Source organism: Chitinophaga sp. XS-30, from assembly GCF_008086345.1.
In the GTDB taxonomy this organism is placed as follows: Bacteria; Bacteroidota; Bacteroidia; order Chitinophagales; family Chitinophagaceae; genus Chitinophaga.
This window is the reverse complement of record NZ_CP043006.1, coordinates 240,000-261,748: the sequence shown is the minus strand read 5'-3', so window position 1 is coordinate 261,748 and position 21,749 is coordinate 240,000. Positions and strand designations below refer to the sequence as shown.

Here is a 21,749-nt window from a genome sequence, read left to right as displayed (position 1 = left end):
CACTAATCCACGCAAACATGAAGAAGTCAATATTCAAACATACATCCACCTGGGCGCTGCTGCTTTTGATGAGTGCTGCCGGCTGCAAATCAGATATGGATTTCCTAATGGAAAAGCCTGAAACCTTTTACACGGTAGACAATGCATTCGCCACCTCTTCACAGGTAGACCAGGTACTCGTTTCCATCTACTCCCAAATGCGCGACCTCTGGGCCAATCCCTCGGAAGAGCAGTGGATCTTTATGTTCCGCGGCAACGGTACAGACATGTTCGATGTGCCAAGCATCCGCAGGGGAAATTCGTTCAACAACTACGGTAACATCAATGCCGACCACGGCCATTTTTATAACAACTACAGCACCTGGTACCAGATGATCTCCAAGGCGAACCTGGCACTCTACGCCGCAGAGTTACCGCAGATCGCCTGGTCCTCCGCAGAAGAAAAAGCATATGTAGTAGCGCAGGCCCGCTTCTTCCGCGCATTCGCCTACCGCAATCTCGGTGAGCTGTTCGGTGGCGTGCCCATCGTGACAGAGATCACCACAACACCCCGGTACGATTTCAAAAGGGCCACCCGCGTGGAAACCTACCAGTTCGCCATCGATGAGCTGCTGGCTATCGAAAACGATCTCCCCGAAATCACCACCAAAGGTGGACGCCTGGTAAGAGGCGCCGCGCAGCATAACCTCGCGGAACTCTATCTTGCCCTCGGCATACAGCTGGCGGCGGACGGAATGGCCGCCGATGCACAGACCGCTTACGGTGAATCCGTAAAATTTGCCAACAAGGTAATAGACGGCGGAACCTATTCCCTGATGAAGACCCGCTTCGGCTCCCGCCAGAACGAAGCGCAGGGGAATGTGTATTGGGATCTCTTCCAGGAGAGAAATGTGAACTATCAGGACGGTAATAGCGAATGCATCTGGGCCATCCAGATCGATTATGCAGCGTACCGCGCGGAAGACGGTAGATCCAAACTCCCCTATTCCCGCACTTACGGCCCCGTATTCCGCGACGGTGCAAAAGACCACCTCACCGGTACCGGCGTAGACGTTGGCGGCCGGGGCATCTCGCAGATGATACCTACCATGTACACCCGCGATGATATCTATGCAGACAAATGGGAAGATGACATGCGGAACTCCGATATCGTTTTCCGAAGGATATTCAATGGCAACGTTTCCACTTCACCATACTACGGTGTGCCCGTACCCTGGTCCGTAATGTACGAAGGCAGCGCAGACGCTACCACCAACAAGAATAACAGAAGTCTCTGCTACCCCGTCTCCTGCAAGATCGCGACGGATAAATACACCGGCCTTGCTGATGGGGAGAATATGAGCAACCTTTTCCGCGATGATTATTTCATCCGCCTCCCCGAAACCATTCTGCTCCGCGCGGAAGCAAAACAGCGTATGGGCAACAAACCGGGTGCGGCGGCGGACATCAATCTCCTGCGCGATCGTGCGCAATGCACCTACATGGTGACCGCTGCAGATATGGACGATAATTTCAACATGATCCTGGACGAGCGTGCACGCGAACTGGTGTACGAGGAATGCCGCTGGAACACCTTGCTGCGCATGGGTGGAACTATCGCAACAAGCCGCATCAAACAATATGCATATTGGCCGGAAGCGCAAGCTACACTGACCTTTAACTACAACCTGTGGCCTATTCCGCAGGGGGTTATCGATACGAATAAAGACGAACCTTTGGCACAGAACGAAGGTTGGATCAGATAAACTGGCTGAAAGTGAACATGAGGCGGACTAAAAAACTGGTCGGCCTCATGTTCTTTTTTTAAGCAGCCGCGAATATCTTTACCATTATGCTCAGAAAACTCGCTTTTTTCATCGCAGTCATTTTCGTACTCCCGGCCTACGCACAGGTGCCCGCACCGGACGGCCTGCTGTGCGATCTGCTGGCTTACACAGATATGCATGTGCTGCACGGATATCCCGTTCAGCCATCTCAGGCCACACCTTCCGTACGGATCGCCAGTCGCCAGCCGGCCTTCAGCTGGGCTATTCCGGGTTATACGGCGGACCTGCAACAAAGTGCCTACCGCATTTTACTGGCCGATCATCCGGATACATTGTTGAGAGACCGTGGTAATTTCTGGGATTCCGATAAAGTGATGGCAGCCACCTCCACCGGTATTATGTACAACGGCAAGCCATTGCAGCCCGGCAAGCATTACTACTGGAAAGTGAAAATATGGGACGGCAGCGGCTTAGAAAGCCATTATTCCGCCCCGCGCATTTTTGTCACCGATACTGTGTTGACGGATTATGCATCCGCCGGATACCCGTTGCAGAAAACGGACCAGTTGCCCGCCGCATTGTATAAACGCACAAATGTATATCACGCAGATTTCGGAAAGGCGGCTTTCGGGCAGATAAAACTGCGCCTGCAAGCTGCCGGAGATCATGATACGGTGCGGGTACACCTCGGCGAGGCGGTCCATCCGGACGGCTCCATCAACCGGCAACCCGGCGGCACCATCCGCTACCAGGTGTACACCCTGCCGCTGAGGCCGGGCCTCCATACCTACCAGGTACAGATCCGTCCGGATAGACGGAACACCGGCCCGCAGGCCATCAAAATGCCGGATTATATCGGAGAGGTGCTGCCATTCCGCTACTGCGAGATCGAAGGTTATAAAGGCGCCTTGCAACAAACAGATGTAACCAGGGTAGCGGTAAACTATCCCTTCAATGATTCAGCCGCGCATTTTCTCAGTGCGGACACTGTACTGAATGCCGTTTGGGAACTATGCAAATACAGCATGAAAGCGACCTCTTTCACGGGTATTTATGTGGATGGCGACCGGGAGCGCATTCCATATGAGGCAGATGCCTACATCAACCAGCTGGGGCATTATGCCGCAGACAGGGAGTTCAGCATGGCGAGGCGTTCACACGAATATCTCCTTCATCATGCCACCTGGCCCACGGAATGGATACTGCAATCCGTGCTGATGGCCTGGAACGACTACCTGTACACCGGTGATATCCGTTCTGCCCGCTATCACTATAACGACCTGAAGGCCAAATTGCTCATTCCCCTCGAAGGAGAGAACGGCCTCATCAGTACCCGCACCGGCAAACAATCCCCCGAACTGCTGAAAGCCATTCATTACAATGGCAAAGCGCTGCGGGATATTGTGGACTGGCCGCATTCCGGCATCCTGGGGCTGGGCAAATCCGAAGGCGGGGAAACGGACGGATTCGTATTTATGGACTATAACACCGTCATTAACGCTTATTACTACAAGGCGCTCCGCGATATGCAACAGCTGGCCGGAGCGCTCGGCAACAACGAAGACGCTGTTTCATTCGCCGCCCGCGCTGATCGCATGAAAAAGAGCTTTCAGCGCCTGCTCTGGAATAACAGGCAGAAAGTTTTTCGCGATGGCATCGGCACCGATCACGCATCCCTGCATGCCAATATGTTCGCCATGGCATTCGGCCTGGTGGAAGAGCGGCACAAAGCATCAGTAGCATCGTTCATCCGTTCCCGTGGTATGGCCTGCAGCGTGTACGGCAGCCAGTTCCTGATGGATGCGGTGTATGATGCGGGTGATGCGGCATACGGCCTGTCGCTCCTCAGCTCGCAGCAGGAACGCAGCTGGTATAACATGATCCGCGCCGGCAGTACTATTGCCATGGAGGCCTGGGATAATAAATACAAGCCCAACCAGGATTGGAACCATGCCTGGGGCGCTGTGCCTGCTAACATCATTCCCCGCAAGCTGATGGGTATAGAACCGCTTCAGCCCGGCTGGTCCCGCTTCCGCATCAAACCGCAGCCCGGCAGCCTCCCCTGGGCTTCCCTGCAGCTGCCAACGATCAAAGGATATATCCGGATGGCGTTCCGGCAAAGTCCGGGTGAATTCCGGATGAAGGTGGCCATACCGGCCAATACTATCGCGGAAGTAATACTGCCGGTACAAAATGGTGCAGCAATAACCGTCAATGGCGAAACCGTTAAAATGCTGACCACATTGGGTGGTGGGGAATATGATATCCTTGTGAAAGAGAAATGAAGAAGTAGCTCACCAATCCGCTATGCCGGCGCTTTTCGGGAATACCGGGATGCGTAAGCGGATAAGGCATTTTATGCGGGAAAATTTGCCCGTCACATAAACGATAACGGAATCCGCTATTCCCCGGATAACGAGGCGTACCGGACGTTGATACGTCCTCTTCATCTGCATTTAATCATCTTTTTAAATCCGACGCATGAAACATCTGCTTTATAAATTCCTTTTTCTCTCGTTATGTTATGTACTGAACAGTTGTGTGAACAGCAAAATGACCGGAGACGAGGGTCCCGGCCTGGCCGAAGGTTTCGCCAATCCACCTGATGAGGCAAAGCCCCGCGTGTTCTGGTGGTGGCTGGAGGGTAACATCAGCCGGGAAGGTATTCTGACAGACCTCACAGAAATGAAGAACGCTGGTATCAAAGGCGCCATTCTTTTCGATGCGGGTTCATCCTCCTATAACAAAATGGCCAGAACAACGGCAGGCCCCGTGTTCATGAGCCCGGAATGGATAGACCTTTTTCACTACACCTGTCATGTGGCCGACAGTCTTGACCTGGAGATCAGCCTGAACATCGGCAGCGGCTGGAATGATGGCGGCCCCTGGGTAACGCCGGAACTGGCTTCGAAAAAACTGGTCTGGAGCGAATTGCATATTGAAGGCCCCCGCAAACTGACGGATACCCTGCCCATGCCTGCGAAGCTGTTCACGCCTGAAGGCAGCAGCGAACCATACTACAAACCCGTTGCAGTACTGGCTGTGAAGCTCAACGGCGACAGTGTGCAGCCGCTGGAAAATATGAACATCAAAGCGGTGCACAGCATTTATAATATCCCCTTTACAAAGAACGGCCTGGGTTATGACTGGGGCATTTTCATGAAAGAAGATTCACTGCCGGCCAATGATTCCAATGCCGGTCTGAACGATGTGACCGATATCAGTTCCTTTGTGGATGAGCAGGGCCGGATCAGCTGGGAAGTCCCGGAAGGCAGGTATCTCATCATGCGCTTCGGGTACACCGGTACGGGCATCCAAGTCTCCACCCATAGTCCGGGTGGTGGCGGGCTTGCCATAGATTATATGAGTACGGCCGCGATGGATGTGCAATACGACAGTGTGGTGAGCGTGCTGACAAAAGGCAAGCCTGCCAAAAGCCTGAAGTACCTGCATGACGACAGCTGGGAGCTTGGCGCCTCCAACTGGACGTCCGCCTTTCCTGCGGAATTCAGCGCAGCCAATGGTTATGAGATCACGAAATTCCTGCCCGTGCTCACCGGCAGGATCATCGGCAGCCGCGATGTATCCAACCGTTTCCTGTATGATTTCCGGAGAACGATAGCCGATCTTATTTACAAGAATCACTATCAGCGGTTCAGCGAACTGGCGGAAAAAGAAGGGCTGGCCATTCATTCTGAAAGCGGTGGTCCTCATCCCGCGCCCATTGATGCATTGAAGAACCTCAGCCTGAATGCTGTTCCCATGGGAGAATTCTGGATCAGGGCTACTACGCATCGCGTAGAACCGCATCGCCGGCTTTATGTAAAGCAGGCGGCGTCCGCAGCGCATATCTACGGCAAAAGGTTCGTGCAGGCCGAAGGCCCCACCAGCATTGGTCCGCATTGGGAAGAGGATTTCGCGTACATGAAGCCCACGCTGGACCGGGTGTATTGCGAAGGCCTGAACCGCCTGGTGATACATACTTTCACGCATTCTCCGAAGGATGCAGGCATTCCGGGAAATGAATATTTCGCCGGTACGCACTTCAACCAGAATGTTACCTGGTGGAAGCAGGCCCCGGCTTTCCTGCAATGGAATGCCCGTAATGCTTTCATGCTTTCGCGGGGCCTGTTCGTAGCGGATGTCTGTTATTATTACGGCGATAATGTGCCTAACCAGGTGCCGTTGAAACATATTGATCCGGACCTGGGAGAAGGGTATGATTACGATGTCTGCAATACGGACGTGATCCTCACCCGCATGGACGTGAAGGACGGACGGATCGTACTGCCGGACGGCATGGGCTATGAAGTGCTGGTACTGCCGGACTGGAAGGTGATCCCGCCCGCTGTGCTGGAAAAAATAGCGCAGCTGGTAAAGAAAGGCGCTACGGTCATCGGGCCCCGGCCGGTTTCTTCCACAGGCTTGAAAGACCGGCAGGCCGCGGAGCAAAAAGTGCAGGAGTTATCGCAATTGCTCTGGGGTGACATCGACGGGAAAACGGTTGTTGAGCATGTTTATGGCGAGGGAAAAGTGGTATTCGGCAAAACGATCCGGGAAGTGCTTTCAGATAAGGGCCGTCAACCTGATTTTTCTTACAGCAGCCGTAAATCAGGTGCACTTATCGACTTCATACACAGAACGACACCTGAAGCGGAGATATACTACATCGTCAACCGGAACGAGCGCCCGGAGTACATTCAGACAAGCTTCCGTGTGAATGGCAAAGCGCCGGAGCTGTGGAATCCTGATAAAGGAACGATCACGCCGCAGCATATTTTTTCGACAACCGGAGGCCGTGTGCAGCTGCCGCTGTTCCTCGATCCGTTCGGCTCCGTGTTCGTTGTATTCAGAAAGCAGCCGGAGGGCACGTATTATACATCCATCAGCCGGAACGGCCAGCAGCTTTTCCCCGAACTGCCGGCGGACACCTTTGATATCAGTCCTTTCGCTTCCCTGCCGGATGGCAATATACGGTATGCCCTGGATGGTGATTACCAGCTGACGAAGCATGACAACACGGTAAGCAATATAAAGGCGGATATCCCGGCTGCACAAACCATCACCACACCATGGCAGGTAAGCTTCTCCAGGGAATGGGGAGGCCCGGAGAAAACAACATTTGACACGCTGATCTCATGGACGGAACACAGCGATCCTGGCATCAAATACTACTCCGGTACTGCCATCTATGAAAATACCTTTACGCTTGCTCCGGAGCAATTGAAAGGGAAAAGTGTGCACCTGGACCTCGGCGAAATGTATAACCTCGCGGAAGTGACCGTGAACGGGAAGCACACCGGCGTATGGTGGACGCATCCCTTCCGGGGCGATATCTCCGCATTCGTGAAAGAAGGAACGAACACCTTGCAGATAAAAGTGGTGAACCTCTGGCCAAACCGCATCATTGGCGATCAATATCTGCCGGAAGAACAAAGGCTCACGAAAACGAACGTACGAAAATTTGACCGGGACTATCCGTTGCGGAAATCCGGGCTGCTGGGGCCGGTGCGTTTACAGTCGTACCCCGTGCGGCCATAGCGGTTTAGCGGAATGCGTAATAAGCGCCAATGCCGATGTTGGCAGCCTTCAATTTGGAATTGTCGCCCAGGCCTGATATGCCTGCATTGTAACGGAAATTAAATCCGATGCCGGCTTTGAGCTGCCATCCAAATCCGAATCCGAGGGAGGTCTCCAGCGGAGCGCGCATTTCTTTTGCATCAACGTCCGGGTCGCCATTCTTCATTTTTGCCCAGGTGCTGATCAGCCATCCGATCTGTGGCCCTGCTTCTGCATGAAAGCCGCTGGAATGCCGGTATTGGAACAGGAAGGGCAGCCGGAGGTACTTGTCCGTATATTTTGTAACGTTATGGTCCGTGCCTTCCAGTGAATACATTAACTCGGGTTGCAGGGAAAAGCTTTTGCTGACGGGAACGGAAACAAATCCTCCCGCATAATACCCTGTCCGGAATGCCGCTCCCTGCGACCCTTCGCCGGTCCATACCGAGAAGTTGACGCCTGCTTTGGGGCCGAAACTTATTTTCGTTTGCGCGTTTACGATGGATGCCTGTGTGACCAGCGCCATCAGTATCATGACTTTTTTCATGGGGTTATGCTTTTTTGTTGCGCACAAAGATGGGAGGACGGGGCTTTGGTTGCATTGCTCATTTAACGGATAGCGCAATTGGATTAACCTGCAGGCTGCCGGTTTATTCTTCCGGGAGTTTCAGCACATAGTCCCTTCCCGGCCTGACGGTTAGCGTGCGGCCTTTGATCCAGGGATTCATCAGCTTCAGTATTTTATACGTTGTACCATGTTCAATGGCGAACGTAGCCAGGTTGGGAATCGTGCGGGTTACCTCAATCTCCCTGAAAGGCACGGGCTCGTACAGGTCCGTGCTGTCCAGCACGAAGCCCATTGCCGCGGCATTGTTCAGCAGATGTTTGAAAGTGAGTATCCGGTAGATATAGCGGTTCGTTTCTTCGGGCAGATGCAGGTCGTAATAATGAGTGGTCTTTTGAAAAGTAGCCTGGTTGTTATAGCCGCCCATCCCGCAGTTGTAGGATGCCGCCGCGGCTGTCCAGCTGCCGAAACGGTCATATGCCTGCTTCAGGTATTTACAGGCGGCGTCAGTGGACTTTTCCAGGTCATACCGCTGGTCCACTTCGTTGTTGATCAATAGTTGATATTGCGGCGCTGTGCTGTTCATGAACTGCCAGAAGCTCACCGCTCCGACCCTTGAAATGGCTGTGGCCATCAGGTTGCTTTCCGCTACGCAGAGGTATTTGAAATCATCCGGTACGCCGTTGGCCTTCAGCCGTTCGGATATGGCCGGGAAGTAACGGTTGGCCAGCTTTATGGTGAAAAGGACGTTGGGTTTATAGTAATAATTGTACAGCAGTTCCCTGTCCAGCCGCTCCTGCACATCCCGGCGGTCCAGCGGTACGGCCTCTCCGGCAAAATCCATCTGCGCAGGCAGTTCAGGCACCATGGATACGGTAGTTTGCTCTTCCGCAACAGTTTCCGTATCTTCTTTGAACGATAACTGGCTGATGATCAAAAAGGCCGTAACTCCTCCTGCCAGAAACACCAGTAAACCGAATGTAAATTTGTTGTTCATAGGAAAAAATTAACCCGCTTATTTCAATCTCATATCTATCAGCAGCTTTTCAAAGCCTACTTTCTCGTATGCTTTGATGGCAGCGATGTTATCCGCATATACCTGCAGTCTTATTTCGTCAAGGCCCTTTTTCTCCGTCCATTTCTTCAATTCCCCGATAATACGCTGGATAATATCTTTGCCGCGATGCTCCGGCACCACATACATAAAACCCAGGAAAGCCTGCCTGTCGAAATTGTTGTAAGGCTTGCCGGGGCGTATCGAGGCATGTCCACAGCCCGCAAAGAGCCCATCCCATGTGGCGATCAATACTTCCGCGTCTTCACTTTCTATCATCTCCTCAAGATCGTAGTAGTAAAATTCTCCCGGCACGAGGGTGGGGTCGAATGGCCGTTCTGCATTGATCAGTTCTTGTTCTGCCAGCAATAATACCGGCAGGTCTTCCGGCATGGCTTTTCTGATGATGATTTCCTCCATGATGTCTGCGATTTTGATGCATGCTAATGTGCCGTAAATATAGCTAAAAAGCGCAAGGGGGGAATGGCTGTTGCCGCCGATACTGTTGTTGCCCGGGACAACGACTGAAATAATCATCGCCATATTTGATATATTGTGTAGCACAACGCAAGACCATAGCAATATTTTTTATGAAGAACGCCTTGAGAAATTCCATCCTGCCCGCTTTGATGATCTGCGCCGGGTCGTTCCTTTTCTTTGTTCCGCGTGAACAGTCGTGGGAAAGCCGCTTTATCAAGGTTAAAGGCCCCCGCACCCTGGAATACATTCCCGATGAAAAGGGAAACACCATCCCGGATTTCAGCCGGGTGGGATATCGTTCCGGTGACGAGCCTTTGCCCGTAGTGCCGGTGGTGAAGGAGATATCGCCAACCGGCACGGGTAACGATCAGGATCATATACAGGCGGCTATTGATGAGGTGGCCATGCGTACGCCCGATCAGCACGGTTTCCGTGGCACATTGCTGCTGAAGAAAGGTACTTATATGATCCCAGGAAGCATCCGGATAGGGACCAACGGCATTGTGCTGCGTGGCGAAGGCGATGATAGCTCCGGTACAAGGCTGCTGTCCACCGCAGATACGCAGGTTTCACTGATACAGGTGGCAGGGCAGGGGCAGATCGCGGAAGAGCGGGGGACCCGCGTAAAGATCACCGATGAATATGTTCCTGTTGGCGCTACTTCCTTTCTTGTGGAAGATGCCCGTCACTTCAGGGTGGGAGACCCCGTGATCGTTTTGAGGCCCGGTACCGTGGAATGGATCTCCGCGCTGCAGATGGACCGGATAGCGGAACGCCCCGGTACAAAGCAGTGGCAGCCGGAGCAGTATGATCTGCGTTATGAAAGGACCATCACCCGCATTGAAGGCAAGAGAGTGTATATCGACAATCCGGTAGTTATAGCAATGGATGCGAAGTACGGCGGCGGGGAACTGTACCGGTACACTTTCGAAGGCCGTATCGGTCACGTAGGCGTAGAGCATCTTTATTGTGAATCGGCTTATGACAGGAATACTTCCGAGAATCATGCCTGGACGGCTGTTTCCTTTGGAAAGATAGCCCATGGCTGGGTGCAGCATGTAACGGCACGCTATTTCGGTTTTGCCTGTGTCAACCTGCAACGTACCGCCAGGAACATCTCCGTGCTGAACAGTAATTGCTTTGAGCATAAGTCTATCATCACCGGCAGTCGCCGTTATTCTTTTAATAACGACGGGCAGCTGAATCTTTTTATGAATTGCCATGCCACGGACGGGCGGCATGATTTTGTGACCGGCGCAGTTACCTGCGGTCCCAATGTATTTGTGCATTGTAGCGCCAGGCGTACGCATGCCGACATTGGCCCGCACCACCGCTGGGCCAGTGGTACGTTGTATGATAATATTATTACAGACGGAGAGATCAATGTGCAGGACCGTGGTAATTGGGGCAGCGGGCACGGTTGGGCCGGCGTTACCCAGGTCATCTGGAATTGCACCGTAAAGCGCGCCGCTATCCAGAATCCCTGGGCCTCCGGCAGCAATTATTGCATCGGACTCAAAGGCGAAAAATATGAAGGTCGCCTGAAAGACCGGCCCGATGGGGAATGGGAGGGGCAGAATACGCCCGGTTTAACGCCTGCATCGCTCTACCTGGCCCAACTGCAGGCACGCAGGAACCGTTAAAGCATGTTGGTCATGCTACAAGATCCGGTGCTGAAAGGGCCGGACGAATTTTTTTTACCCAACTTTTGATTTCTTTCATTATATTACATTTAATATTGAGGATATGCCATTTGAAACAAGCGCTACATTCCTTTGAAATAGCCTGTGGACGGTCGTTGCAAACTTCCTCCCAACTCCTCTCCGGCACAAAAATGCGGAAGTTTCATATAGTTTCATATTTATTGAAAAAAGTTAATTATAATTAAATTTTGTTAAATTTAGTTTTTTCTCTACTTTAGCATTGTCCCTTTTTTGATGAGCCAATGATAATAAGTTCCACGATTCTCCGGCGCACAAACCGGTTGCATCATTAGTCAGGATTTTTCGGACAGGCTATCGGTGGCATCACCGGCATCCTTTTATTACAGTATTCAATATTCCAGGTTGGTCGTTGTGCCGGTCCGGCTGCGTTATCCCTGTAACGCCGATGGTAAGGCTTTTTAGAAGAAATAACCAAAATCGTCAATGACATGAAAAATTAGTGTTGCATCGCCGCCGAACGAGTGTTTGAAAATTCGTATTGCCGTGAATGTTAGTTGCGCTTTATGCAGATGCCTCCCGGGTATGGTGCTGATTTGCTGTCTCCATGCAGCGAAAGGAGAAATCCTTTCCCGTACTGAACGGTTTTTAAACAAAAATCAAATTATCTGAAACATAATAATCGCTTAACATAAAGTTCATATTGCGCATCTACATTTGCGCCTTCTATCAGTATAGTACATTAATTGGGGGGAATTCATATATAATAAACTTATCACTGAAATCTGTTTAAATCTGTTATCGCAGATCGTTATTACATTAACAACTCTTGTTGCATGAAACATTTTTTCCTACTTATCACCGGCCTGCAGTTGTGTGCTTACAGCATGACCGCTGCAAAAACGGTATGGAAGCACCCGGATGCTTCAACACCTGAAAACAAAAGAACAGGGAACCTGGTAATACCCTCCCGCCATTATGAAGATATTGTGGTAAGGGGCAAGGTGACCGATGAAAACGGCGATCCGCTGATCGGTGTGAACATCAAAGCGAAGAACAGCAACAAGGGCGCCGTCACTGATAAAGACGGGAATTATATGCTCACGCTCCCTTCCTCCGGCGCCGTACTGATATTTTCTTTCCTGGGTTATATTCCCCGTGAAATAACGATTGACAAAACGCAGGTTTTTGACCTGCAGCTCACTCCCGACCCGAAAGCGCTGGACGAAGTGGTGGTAACGGCACTTGGTATCAAACGCGAGGAAAAAGCATTGGGATACGCGACTACCGTAGTAAAAGGCGAACAGCTGACTGACGCTCTTTCCAGCAACTGGACGGATGCCCTCTCGGGAAAAGTGGCCGGCCTCAATATGCTGCGGTCAAATGCAGGCCCCACCGGCTCCAACAAGATCATCCTGCGTGGGGAGAACAACCTCACGGGTGACAATGAAGCGCTGATCGTGGTGGATGGAATCGTTATTAATCAGGGTAGCGCCCGCCGCACAGGCAACGGGGGCGAAGCCACTTACGGTACCGGCAGTGATAACATGCCGGCTGACTACGGCAGTGGTATGAATGATATCAACCCGGAAGATATTGAAACCATAACGGTGCTGAAAGGCCCTGGGGCCGCCGCATTATATGGCCAACGTGGTGCGAACGGCGCGATCATCATTACCACAAAATCCGGCAGTTCCAAAAGGAAAGGCCTTGGCGTGACCATCAATTCCAATGCTTCAATAGAAGAAGTGAACCGCTGGCCTGACCTTCAGTTCGAATACGGTCAGGGGCTGGATGGCGCAGCCTATTATTCCTATGGTGCTGGTCCGGATGGCAGCAGCACCAGCGGTACCAGCTCCGCTTATGGCCCCAGGTTTGATGGCCAGATGTTCTATCAGTACGATCCTAAGTTACAGGCAGTAGGTACGGAAAGAACGCCCTGGGTACCCTACAAAAACAAGGTCAATAATTATTTTGAAACGGGGGAAACCTTTACCAATACCATCAGCGTTGATGGCGGTACAGACAAGACCACTGCACGTTTTTCCCTGACCAATGTGCAGAATAACTGGATCATGCCCAATACAGGGTATAAACGCAACACCGTTTCCATGTCCGTCAATTCAAAAGTGAATGACAAACTTCGGATCACTTCCAAAGTGAACTATACCAATAAATCGAGCGATAACCTGCCGGGTTCCGGTTATGGCAACCAGTCTATCATGTACTGGTATATTTTCTGGCAGCCCAATGCGGATCTCGACTGGCTGAGGAACTATTGGGTAAACGGGCAGGAAGGCCGCAAGATCAAATATCCCTACAGCACCTTCCCGGAAAACCCTTACGCCATCGCCTACGAATTCCTCAATGAATCTAACCGTCACGGCATAACAGGCAATATTCAGGCAACCTACGATCTTACAAAGGAATTAAGCCTGATGGTGAGGACTTCCGTCGATATGACCTATGAGCAGCGTGCCCAGAAGCGTCCCTACGATGCAGGCTCCAAGCTGCAGAAAGGAAGCTTCCGTACACAGAACATTTTTAGTATGGAAGCCAGCAGCGACTTCCTGCTGAAATACGCGAAAAAGATCAACAGCGATTTCGATATTTCGATTACCGGTGGTGGTAGCATATTGCGGAATACCTACAACAGGGATGAGAACCGTGCGGACTCGCTGACCTATCCCGGTCTGTACATCATGACCAACGCCGCCGGGCCGCTGGAGACCAGACCTTACAGAAGCAGGTATGCCATCAATAGCTTCTACGGGCTGATTTCCGCAGGGTATAAAGACTTCCTGTTTATGGATCTTACCGCCCGCCAGGACTGGAACAGTGCATTGGCGACACCTGCCCGTACTGACAATGCAGGGTTCTTCTATCCCTCTGCCAATCTGAGTTTCATTGCATCAGAAGTGCTGAGCCTCCCCAAGTCCATAAACTTTGCCAAACTCAGGTTATCTCTGTCAAGCGTGGGCAGCGGTGGTGTTATACCCTATCGTACCGCCTATAACTACGCTACTGCTGGGAGCCTGTATGATGGTGGGTTACAGACCCCATCCCTACTGGCAAACCCGAATCTTCGCCCGCTCCGGACCTTCACTTTTGAAACAGGCCTGGCGATGAAAATGCTCAAAAACCGCCTGGGCTTTGACCTGGCTGTATATAGTGGCAAAACAAGGGATCAGCACCTGGATCGTGTACTTGATCGTGCTTCAGGGTTTACCCGGATTCTGATCAACGCCGGTGAAGTGAGCAACCAGGGGCTTGAACTGGCGCTGAACGGTACACCGGTAAAGAGCAAGAACTTCACCTGGAATATGAACGCCGTGTTCTCTGTGAATCGTAACAGGATAGAAGACCTGACAGACAGTACGCTTGTGCTGCAAACAGGCCCCGTTGGCGGCGGCCAGATCGTGGCGAAAGTAGGCGGAAGCATGGGCGACCTCTACGGCAGAGGGTATGTAAGAGCCCCGGACGGACAAGTGGTATATGATGCCAACACCGGTGTTGCCCTTATCTCACAGGATGTTACCTATTTGGGTAATACCATTCCCAAAGGACGGGTTGGCTTTACCAATGAATTCCGCTACAAGCAATTCCGCCTGAGCCTGCAGTTCGATGCCCAGTATGGTGCAGTAGGACATTCGCTGACGCACTATAAAATGGCGGAACAGGGCAAGCTTACCAAAACACTGCCCGGGCGATACAACGGCATCATAGGTAATGGCGTGATCCAGGACGCAGACGGGAAATATGTACAGAATAATGTGATCGCCACCGATATTGACGAATATTACCGTTCTCATTTTGGTGTAGATAATGCGGAAGGCAGCACCTTCAGCACTGATTTCATCAAGTTCAGAGAAGCGCGTATTGATTATTCCCTCAATTCTGCTGTTGTTAAAAGACTGGGTTTACAGCGTTTCACAGTTGGTGTATATGGCCGTAATCTCCACATCTGGTCGGAATGGCCCATGTTCGATCCCGAATTCGGAACGCTCAGCGGTTCGGATATCGTGAAAGGCTTCGAAATCGCGCAGTTCCCATCCACCCGTACGCTCGGAGTAAACCTGGTTGTTGGATTCTAATTTGAATAAACATGAAGAAGATACTATATAAAATAACAGGTGCCGCAACGATGATCAGTTTATTGCTCTCATCCTGCACCAAAGATTTCACCGAGATCAATACAGACCTGAACAATACGCCCAATGCCCTGCCGCAGCAGTTGCTGGCCCCGGCGCTGGTGAGCACGCTCCATTACAACATGATACGGAACCGCAACTTCAACAATGAGCTGATGCAGGTGACCGTGGATCAGAGTGATGCGGAAGGCAGGGTATTCCGTTACGATTTCCGCGCCAACTGGGCGGATTACCTCTATAACGGCATGTATTCCGAACTGACCAATTTCAAGGACCTGTACAGGATCGCCAGTGAAGACCTGACCATGAACCAGTCGTACATGGGCATCTCCCTGGTCTGCCAGTCATGGATCTATTCCATACTCACGGATACTTATGGAGATCTTCCCTACTCGCAATCGAACCAGGCGAGAGACAGCATGATCTATGAACCGGCATTCGACAGGCAGAAAGATATCTACATGGGCATCTTCAGCAACCTGGAGCAGGCGAATACGCTGCTGAGCCGGAATGAAGGTATTGTAGCGGCAAGCGATCCGGTGTACAACGGTAACATCAGCCGCTGGCGCAAGTTCAGCAACTCTCTTTATCTGAGGTTGCTGCTCAGGCTGTCCGGCAAAGCCGAAGTAGCGGATACCTGCATCGCAAAGATCAAAGAGATACTGGAAACAAGAACATCTACTTATCCCATCATCGCCAATAACGATGAATCCGCCATCCTGAGGTGGACCGGTGTAGGGCCATTTGTTTCGCCTTATATCAGTGTAAGGGAACAGGACTTCCGCTCACCCGGCCTCGCCAGTTTCTTCATCGATAACCTGGTGAACTGGAATGATCCCCGTATCGATATCCCTGTGTACGGAACAAGCAGCATCAACAGATGGGGCATTGCACCGTCAAGAGGCGCTTATGTAGGCCTCCCCAGCGGCTACGCCCCCGGCCAGAACCCGGAAAAAAGATCATACTTCTATTCCAATACCTCCGCCGTATCGCTGCAGACAGATCCCATGACGGGAATGATGATGAACTATGCGGAAGTGAAATTCATCATGGCGGAAGCCGCGCTGAAAGGATGGATCGGCAGCGCTGCCGGAACGCATTACACGGAAGGCGCTTTAGCCAGCATCAGGCTGTGGCTGCCCGCATGGCCGGATGTAACCACCGGCATCACCAATATCGATGAATTCCTGGCCGCAGCTGACATACAGTGGCAGGAAGAACTGACATTGGAGGAAAAAATGGAACGCATCCACCTGCAGAAATATTACGCGCTTTTCCTGACGGACCTGCAGCAATGGTTTGAATACCGCCGCACCGGTCACCCTACGCTGCCTAAAGGCCCCGGCCTCCGGAATAATGGCGTAATGCCGGCAAGGATGACCTATCCCGTATATGTGCAATCCACCAACCCTACCAACTATAAAGCCGTTGTGGCCGCACAGGGTCCGGATGCGATCTCTACGGAGGTATGGTGGCAGAGACCTTAAACCATACAACAGTTTCCGAGAAAATTGTCAGTTTTAAAAAAATGGTATCATGAAAAAGTTAACAATATATTCCTTCCTTTTACTATCGCTCGCTGTACTGTGGGGATGTGAAAAAGGCGCCTACCCGGGCGCAAGGATCAGTCCCTATATCGCCATGTTCGACGTCCGTAACCTTTATAAAGGTTCAGACATTACCCTTACCACGGAGAACATGTTCGGCTCTAACAAGATCACCGGGGTAGTGGTCTCTGACCATTCCGGCGGCAATATGCCCGAAGGCTTGCTGGTAATCCAGGACAGCCGCCGTTTATCCCAGCTTCGCGGGATATCCATTCCCATTGGTGCAGCTGCCGCCAGCTATGTGCCGGGCGATTCCGTGATCGTGGATGTTGAAGGCACTGTGCTCAAAAGAATAGACGGCATCCTTCAACTGACCGGCGTTGCCCCTGCTGCCATAACCAAAGTTGCATCCGGTATTACCGTACCGCTGAACAGGGTTCCGGCGAACCTTATCCTCGCTGATCCGGAACGTTATGAAAGCACTTTGTCCGTTATCGTGAAAGGTGGCTTTAATCCGCTCCCGGCACCTACCGATGTGCTGGCGGGCGAAAAAGTGCTGAACGATGGTTTCGGTGAGCTTGTGCTCCATACGGAAACTTCCGCTTCATTCGCCAATACCCCCGCGCCCTTCAACGCCAACTATTATGGCATCGTTTTCAATACCATTGGTGCGGACGATCAGCTGGTTCCGCAGTTCCGGCTGCGTACCGGCGATGATGTGGTGGTGCTCAGCTCCGAAATAGAAGTAACACCGGTGATCATCACCGGCTTCATGAGCGATGTAAAAGGTGGTGACGGCAACTATGAATACATACAGATGATGGCCACAGAAGATATCGACTTCGCCGCCACGCCCTATTCCGTTGTGGTGACCAACAATGCCAATGCCTCCAAACCCACAGGTTTCCCTGTCAACGGCTGGGGCACAGGCGACAGACGTACTTTCAAGTTTGATCTCACATCCGGCTTCGCCGCCAAAGGCTCTTTCTTTTACGTAGGCGGCACCGGTAAAATGATCAACGGATCAGGATCTACCAGCATGGCCAGCTCCAACTGGATCAGAAGCTTTAACTATGTTAACCAGGACGGCGATGGTTTTGGCACCAAAACCGGCGGCCTTTTCGCCAACAGCGGCAACGCCTCCGGCGTAGCGGTGTTCAAGGGCACCACCGTAAACCTGGAAACAAGACCGGTAGATGTGATCTTCGTTGGCTCCGGCGGCAGCCTTTATACCCTCAGCACCAATCCTCCGCGGGGATACCGCATCACCAATACCGACTGGTATGATGTGAAAAATCCCATCACACTGGAAGACCAGCCGTTCTACAGAATGGGTTCCAATACCCTCTTCCTCTCGTACAACACGGCAGACCAGGGGTATTTCAATTTCCTGGGAGGCGAATACAGCCCCTCTCTCGGAAGATGGCTGAAAGCGCGTACCCAGACCGCTCTGCTGTTGACCAAACAATCAGAGATCATTGAGATCGAAGGCGAAGGCGCCACCATCCTCAGATAAAATTTCCTGACCATATCGGTTCCGGGGCTGCTCCATCTTGGGCAGCCCCGTTTTGTTGACAGTATGTCATATATTTGAAATTATAATACTTATTGCTGCCGATAAACGTTTAACAGGTCTTTAAACCTTATTTCCAGCCGGAAGTAATAGCTTTACCGGTGAAGGATAAACGTGAAACTATCGTCATGCGCAAAAAGTGGATATTCAGGATTTCGCTGTCACTGATCATTTTCGTGCTGTTGCTTGTCGGAACCGCTGTTATCGTGCTGATTACGCAGCAGCAACGCCTGGTCAACCTCGCTGTAACTGAACTGAATAAACAGTTCAAAGGGGAATTGACCATAGGAAAGAGCAATATCTCCCCGTTCAGGCATTTTCCATATATCTCCATCGCCCTGCATGATGTCCGTTTTTACCCGGACAAGCAGCGGAAAGGGAAACCGGTGTATGAAGTAGGGCGCCTCTATGCGGGTTTCAGCCTGCCGGATATTTTCCGGCAGCAGTATAATGTGAAACGCCTCTTCCTGCGGGATGGCTACCTGCACCTGGTGAAGGAAAAGAACGGAAAGCTGAACCTGATGGAAGCCAAAAATATCAGGGAAGATACCACTGCCGCCGGAAACGAAGCATCGGGCGAACTGGCGATAGACCTGCGGAAAATGGTGTTGAAGGATATTCACGTTTCTTTTTTGGACAAGCGCACCGGACAGTTGTACAGCACTGATATCAGCAGGCTTTCCACTGCTTTTAAAACGGACAGCAACCATTTGTCCGTTGATCTGAAAAGCGATATGCTCGTTGATATCACCAGTCCCTCCGATACCACATTCTTCCGGCACAAACAATTGCAGCTGGATGTCAGTGCGGACTATGATAAAAAGCTGCAGCGTGTGCTCCTGTCCTCCGGCGGTATTAAATTGCAGGAAGCTTCGTTCATGATCGATGGTACGGCGGACCTTGCCGGGAAAACGCGCGTTGATCTGCGGATCAAGGGAGACAAGCCCGATATCAGCCTGTTCACCGCCTTCATCCCCGGTGATGCCGCGGCAGCGCTGAAGCCTTTCCGGTACGATGGCCGCATCTACTTCGATGGCACCATCAAAGGCGAAGTTTCCAAAGAACAGCTGCCGCTCATATCCGTTTCTTTCGGTTGTGAAGATGCCTGGTTCCTGAATGCGGAAGCAGACAGGAAAGTGGACCAGCTGGGCTTCAGCGGCTTCTATACCAATGGCAGCGAACACTCGCTGCGCACCTCGGAGCTGCATCTCACCAATATGAATGCCCGGCCGGGGAAAGGGATATTCAAAGGCAATTTTGTAATGCACGATTTCACCGATCCCCGGATGCTCATGCAGATCAAATCCGAGCTGGAACTTAAATTCGTCGGGGAATTCCTGGGCATCCCCGATCTCCGGCATATGACCGGAAAGATCAAGCTTGATATGGATTTCAAGGAACTGGTGGACCCCGATCTGCCCGAACAGTTCCTGGGCAGATTGAAAGATGGCGTACAAAGCGAACTGACAGTGGAAGACCTTTCTTTCCGCATCCCCGGGCACCCGCATCCGGTACGGGATATGAACCTTCATGCGGAAATGAGGAACGGCAGGATTGTGCTGGACTCGCTGAGCCTGCGGCTGGGCAAGTCAGACCTGCGGGTGGATGGATCGCTTAGTGACCTGGTTGCCTTTTTGCACGACCATGAAAAACCGGTGGCGCTTGCGCTCCATGCGAGCAGTTCAACCCTTGCGCTGAAGGAATTGTTTGCCTATGATACCGCCATCGCTGCCCGGACAACAGAAGAGATACGGGGCTTTAATATCGGGCTTTCCCTGAAAACCAGCGTGCAGCAGCTGCGGCATCCCGCCCCTCTGCCCAAAGGTGTATTTGAGCTGAAAAAACTGAATGCTGCTTTTAAAACCTACCCGCATGCCTTTCACGACCTGGGAGCAACGGTCACTATCAACGACACTGCCCTGCTGCTCCGGAATTTTGCAGGCATGATAGACCAGTCGGATATCCGTTTCAGCGGACGGGTCAATAACTACCAGCTCTGGTTCCAATCTTTCAAAAAGGGGAGAACACAGATCGCCTTCGACCTGAAATCCGGCCGCCTGGCGATGCAGGACCTGCTTGGTCCCGTCAGCCGCAAATACGTCCCGGAAGAATATCAGCAGGAAGAAGCCCGCAATGTATGGCTGCGCGCCAAGGCAGATCTGCGGTATGATACTGCTTTCAAGTTTGCCAGGATACAGATCGCCAATATCTCCGGCGAGGTAAAACGGCATGATCTGCAACTGAAGAACATCAGCGGGAAAATGATCTATGGCGCCAACCGGATATTGAAAGTGGATACATTGAAGGGAAGCGTTGGCCGCAGTGATTTTGATCTCAGCCTGCGCCTGTTTGCCGGCAAAGATAAAAGGATGAAGAAAAGAACGAATTACCTGCATCTCAGTTCCCGCTTCCTGGATATCGACCAGTTGAGCAGTTACAGTTTTGCCCCTGCTGCCGCGCCGCCATCTTCATCTTCCGCTAAGAAAGCGCCCGCAGATTCCTCAGTGCATGCCAAAGCATTCAACATCTTCATGATCCCGTTCTCTGATTTTGATGTGCGGCTGGATATCGGCAGGCTCAAATACCACCGGCTCCGGCTCAAAGAACTCACCGCGCGCCTGCGCATGCAGGAAGACCATCACATCTTCATAGATACCTTCGGTGTGAAGGTAGCGGACGGCGCCATGGGTATCAAAGGCTACCTGAACGGGAGCGATCCGGAAAAAATATATTTCAACAGCGCCATTCATGTAGATGATATTGACCTGGAAAAAATGATGATCCGGCTGGACCATTTCGGGCAGGACCTGGTGATCAATAAAAACATCAAAGGCCGCCTGAGCGGCAATATCAAAAGCCATGTACAGGTGCATCCGGACCTGGTGCCGCTGATGAATGACTCCAAAGCGGAACTGGATGTAGCGATATACAACGGCAGTCTCGTGGATTTTGCACCCATGCAGGCCATGTCCGGCTACTTCAAAGACAAAAACCTCCGCCTCGTCCGGTTCGATACCCTGCGCAATGTGCTCACGTTCACCAACGGCGTGCTCAATATCCCCGCCATGAATATCAATTCCTCGCTTGGATTCATAGAAATATCCGGTAAACAGGCGCTCGATCTGAGCATGGAGTATTATATGCGCATACCCATGAAAATGGTCACACAGGTGGGTTTTCGGGCATTATTCGGCAAAAAGCAGGCGGATGTGGATATGGACCAGGTGGATGAGATCGAGTACCGCGATGCGGATAAAAAGCTGCGTTTCATGAACCTGAAGGTCACCGGTACACCGGATAATTTCAAGGTAGGGCTGGGTAAGGCGAAGGGCCGGTCCTGATTTTCTGTCAGTGGCCCCTCTCCGGGATAAATGGTATGCCGGCTTTCCATAA

Annotated in this window: 11 protein-coding genes; 8 read left to right on the top strand and 3 right to left on the bottom strand. The window is 51.8% G+C overall.

Annotation, left to right across the window (positions count from 1 at the left end; translation table 11 throughout):
- Positions 1 to 17 precede the first annotated feature (17 nt).
- The 3 genes from FW415_RS01055 to FW415_RS01045 all read left to right on the top strand — a co-directional run bounded on the left by FW415_RS01055 (position 18) and on the right by FW415_RS01045 (position 7,307).
- Positions 18 to 1,745, top strand: a complete 1,728-nt coding sequence (locus FW415_RS01055) for a RagB/SusD family nutrient uptake outer membrane protein (protein ID WP_148382463.1) — start codon at positions 18 to 20, stop codon at positions 1,743 to 1,745.
- A gap of 86 nt (positions 1,746 to 1,831) precedes the next feature.
- Entirely contained in the window at positions 1,832 to 4,051 is a 2,220-nt protein-coding gene (locus tag FW415_RS01050) for a family 78 glycoside hydrolase catalytic domain (protein ID WP_148382462.1), read from the top strand.
- Between the two features lie 196 nt (positions 4,052 to 4,247).
- Complete coding sequence (locus FW415_RS01045; RefSeq protein ID WP_148382461.1) at positions 4,248 to 7,307, top strand: glycosyl hydrolase; 3,060 nt, start codon at positions 4,248 to 4,250, stop codon at positions 7,305 to 7,307.
- A gap of 4 nt (positions 7,308 to 7,311) precedes the next feature.
- Here FW415_RS01045 and FW415_RS01040 read toward each other — a convergent pair whose 3' ends face one another.
- The 3 genes from FW415_RS01040 to FW415_RS01030 form a co-directional block, all read right to left on the bottom strand.
- A complete protein-coding gene (locus tag FW415_RS01040) occupies positions 7,312 to 7,872 on the bottom strand; it encodes a porin family protein (protein ID WP_148382460.1) in 561 nt (186 codons plus the stop codon).
- A 103-nt stretch (positions 7,873 to 7,975) separates the two neighbouring features.
- The gene (locus FW415_RS01035; protein WP_148382459.1) at positions 7,976 to 8,887 is read right to left on the bottom strand and encodes a lytic transglycosylase domain-containing protein; all 912 of its coding nucleotides are present in this window, start codon (positions 8,885 to 8,887) and stop codon (positions 7,976 to 7,978) included.
- An 18-nt stretch (positions 8,888 to 8,905) separates the two neighbouring features.
- Positions 8,906 to 9,364, bottom strand: a complete 459-nt coding sequence (locus tag FW415_RS01030) for a GNAT family N-acetyltransferase (RefSeq protein WP_148382458.1) — start codon at positions 9,362 to 9,364, stop codon at positions 8,906 to 8,908.
- Between the two features lie 170 nt (positions 9,365 to 9,534).
- Between FW415_RS01030 and FW415_RS01025 the strand changes: the two genes are divergently transcribed.
- The 5 genes from FW415_RS01025 (at position 9,535) to FW415_RS01005 (ending at position 21,697) form a co-directional block, all read left to right on the top strand.
- The gene (locus FW415_RS01025) at positions 9,535 to 11,067 is read left to right on the top strand and encodes a hypothetical protein (protein WP_148382457.1); all 1,533 of its coding nucleotides are present in this window, start codon (positions 9,535 to 9,537) and stop codon (positions 11,065 to 11,067) included.
- An 854-nt stretch (positions 11,068 to 11,921) separates the two neighbouring features.
- Complete coding sequence (locus tag FW415_RS01020) at positions 11,922 to 15,179, top strand: SusC/RagA family TonB-linked outer membrane protein (RefSeq protein ID WP_210420799.1); 3,258 nt, start codon at positions 11,922 to 11,924, stop codon at positions 15,177 to 15,179.
- A gap of 11 nt (positions 15,180 to 15,190) precedes the next feature.
- Positions 15,191 to 16,723, top strand: a complete 1,533-nt coding sequence (locus FW415_RS01015) for a SusD/RagB family nutrient-binding outer membrane lipoprotein (protein WP_148382456.1) — start codon at positions 15,191 to 15,193, stop codon at positions 16,721 to 16,723.
- A gap of 49 nt (positions 16,724 to 16,772) precedes the next feature.
- Positions 16,773 to 18,299 carry a DUF5689 domain-containing protein gene (locus FW415_RS01010; RefSeq protein WP_148382455.1) on the top strand — a complete coding sequence of 509 codons (1,527 nt, stop codon included), beginning with the start codon at positions 16,773 to 16,775 and terminating at the stop codon, positions 18,297 to 18,299.
- Positions 18,300 to 18,457: 158 nt separating this feature from the next.
- The gene (locus tag FW415_RS01005; protein WP_246858874.1) at positions 18,458 to 21,697 is read left to right on the top strand and encodes an AsmA-like C-terminal region-containing protein; all 3,240 of its coding nucleotides are present in this window, start codon (positions 18,458 to 18,460) and stop codon (positions 21,695 to 21,697) included.
- Positions 21,698 to 21,749 lie beyond the last annotated feature (52 nt).

What these genes read in the sequence shown, in the direction of transcription:
- FW415_RS01055 (WP_148382463.1), top strand. Translation starts at nt 18, where the DNA reads ATGAAGAAGTCAATATTCAAACATACATCCACCTGGGCGCTGCTGCTT.
- FW415_RS01050 (WP_148382462.1), top strand. Translation starts at nt 1,832, where the DNA reads ATGCTCAGAAAACTCGCTTTTTTCATCGCAGTCATTTTCGTACTCCCG.
- FW415_RS01045 (WP_148382461.1), top strand. Translation starts at nt 4,248, where the DNA reads ATGAAACATCTGCTTTATAAATTCCTTTTTCTCTCGTTATGTTATGTA.
- FW415_RS01040 (WP_148382460.1), bottom strand. Translation starts at nt 7,872, where the DNA reads ATGAAAAAAGTCATGATACTGATGGCGCTGGTCACACAGGCATCCATC.
- FW415_RS01035 (WP_148382459.1), bottom strand. Translation starts at nt 8,887, where the DNA reads ATGAACAACAAATTTACATTCGGTTTACTGGTGTTTCTGGCAGGAGGA.
- FW415_RS01030 (WP_148382458.1), bottom strand. Translation starts at nt 9,364, where the DNA reads ATGGAGGAAATCATCATCAGAAAAGCCATGCCGGAAGACCTGCCGGTA.
- FW415_RS01025 (WP_148382457.1), top strand. Translation starts at nt 9,535, where the DNA reads ATGAAGAACGCCTTGAGAAATTCCATCCTGCCCGCTTTGATGATCTGC.
- FW415_RS01020 (WP_210420799.1), top strand. Translation starts at nt 11,922, where the DNA reads ATGAAACATTTTTTCCTACTTATCACCGGCCTGCAGTTGTGTGCTTAC.
- FW415_RS01015 (WP_148382456.1), top strand. Translation starts at nt 15,191, where the DNA reads ATGAAGAAGATACTATATAAAATAACAGGTGCCGCAACGATGATCAGT.
- FW415_RS01010 (WP_148382455.1), top strand. Translation starts at nt 16,773, where the DNA reads ATGAAAAAGTTAACAATATATTCCTTCCTTTTACTATCGCTCGCTGTA.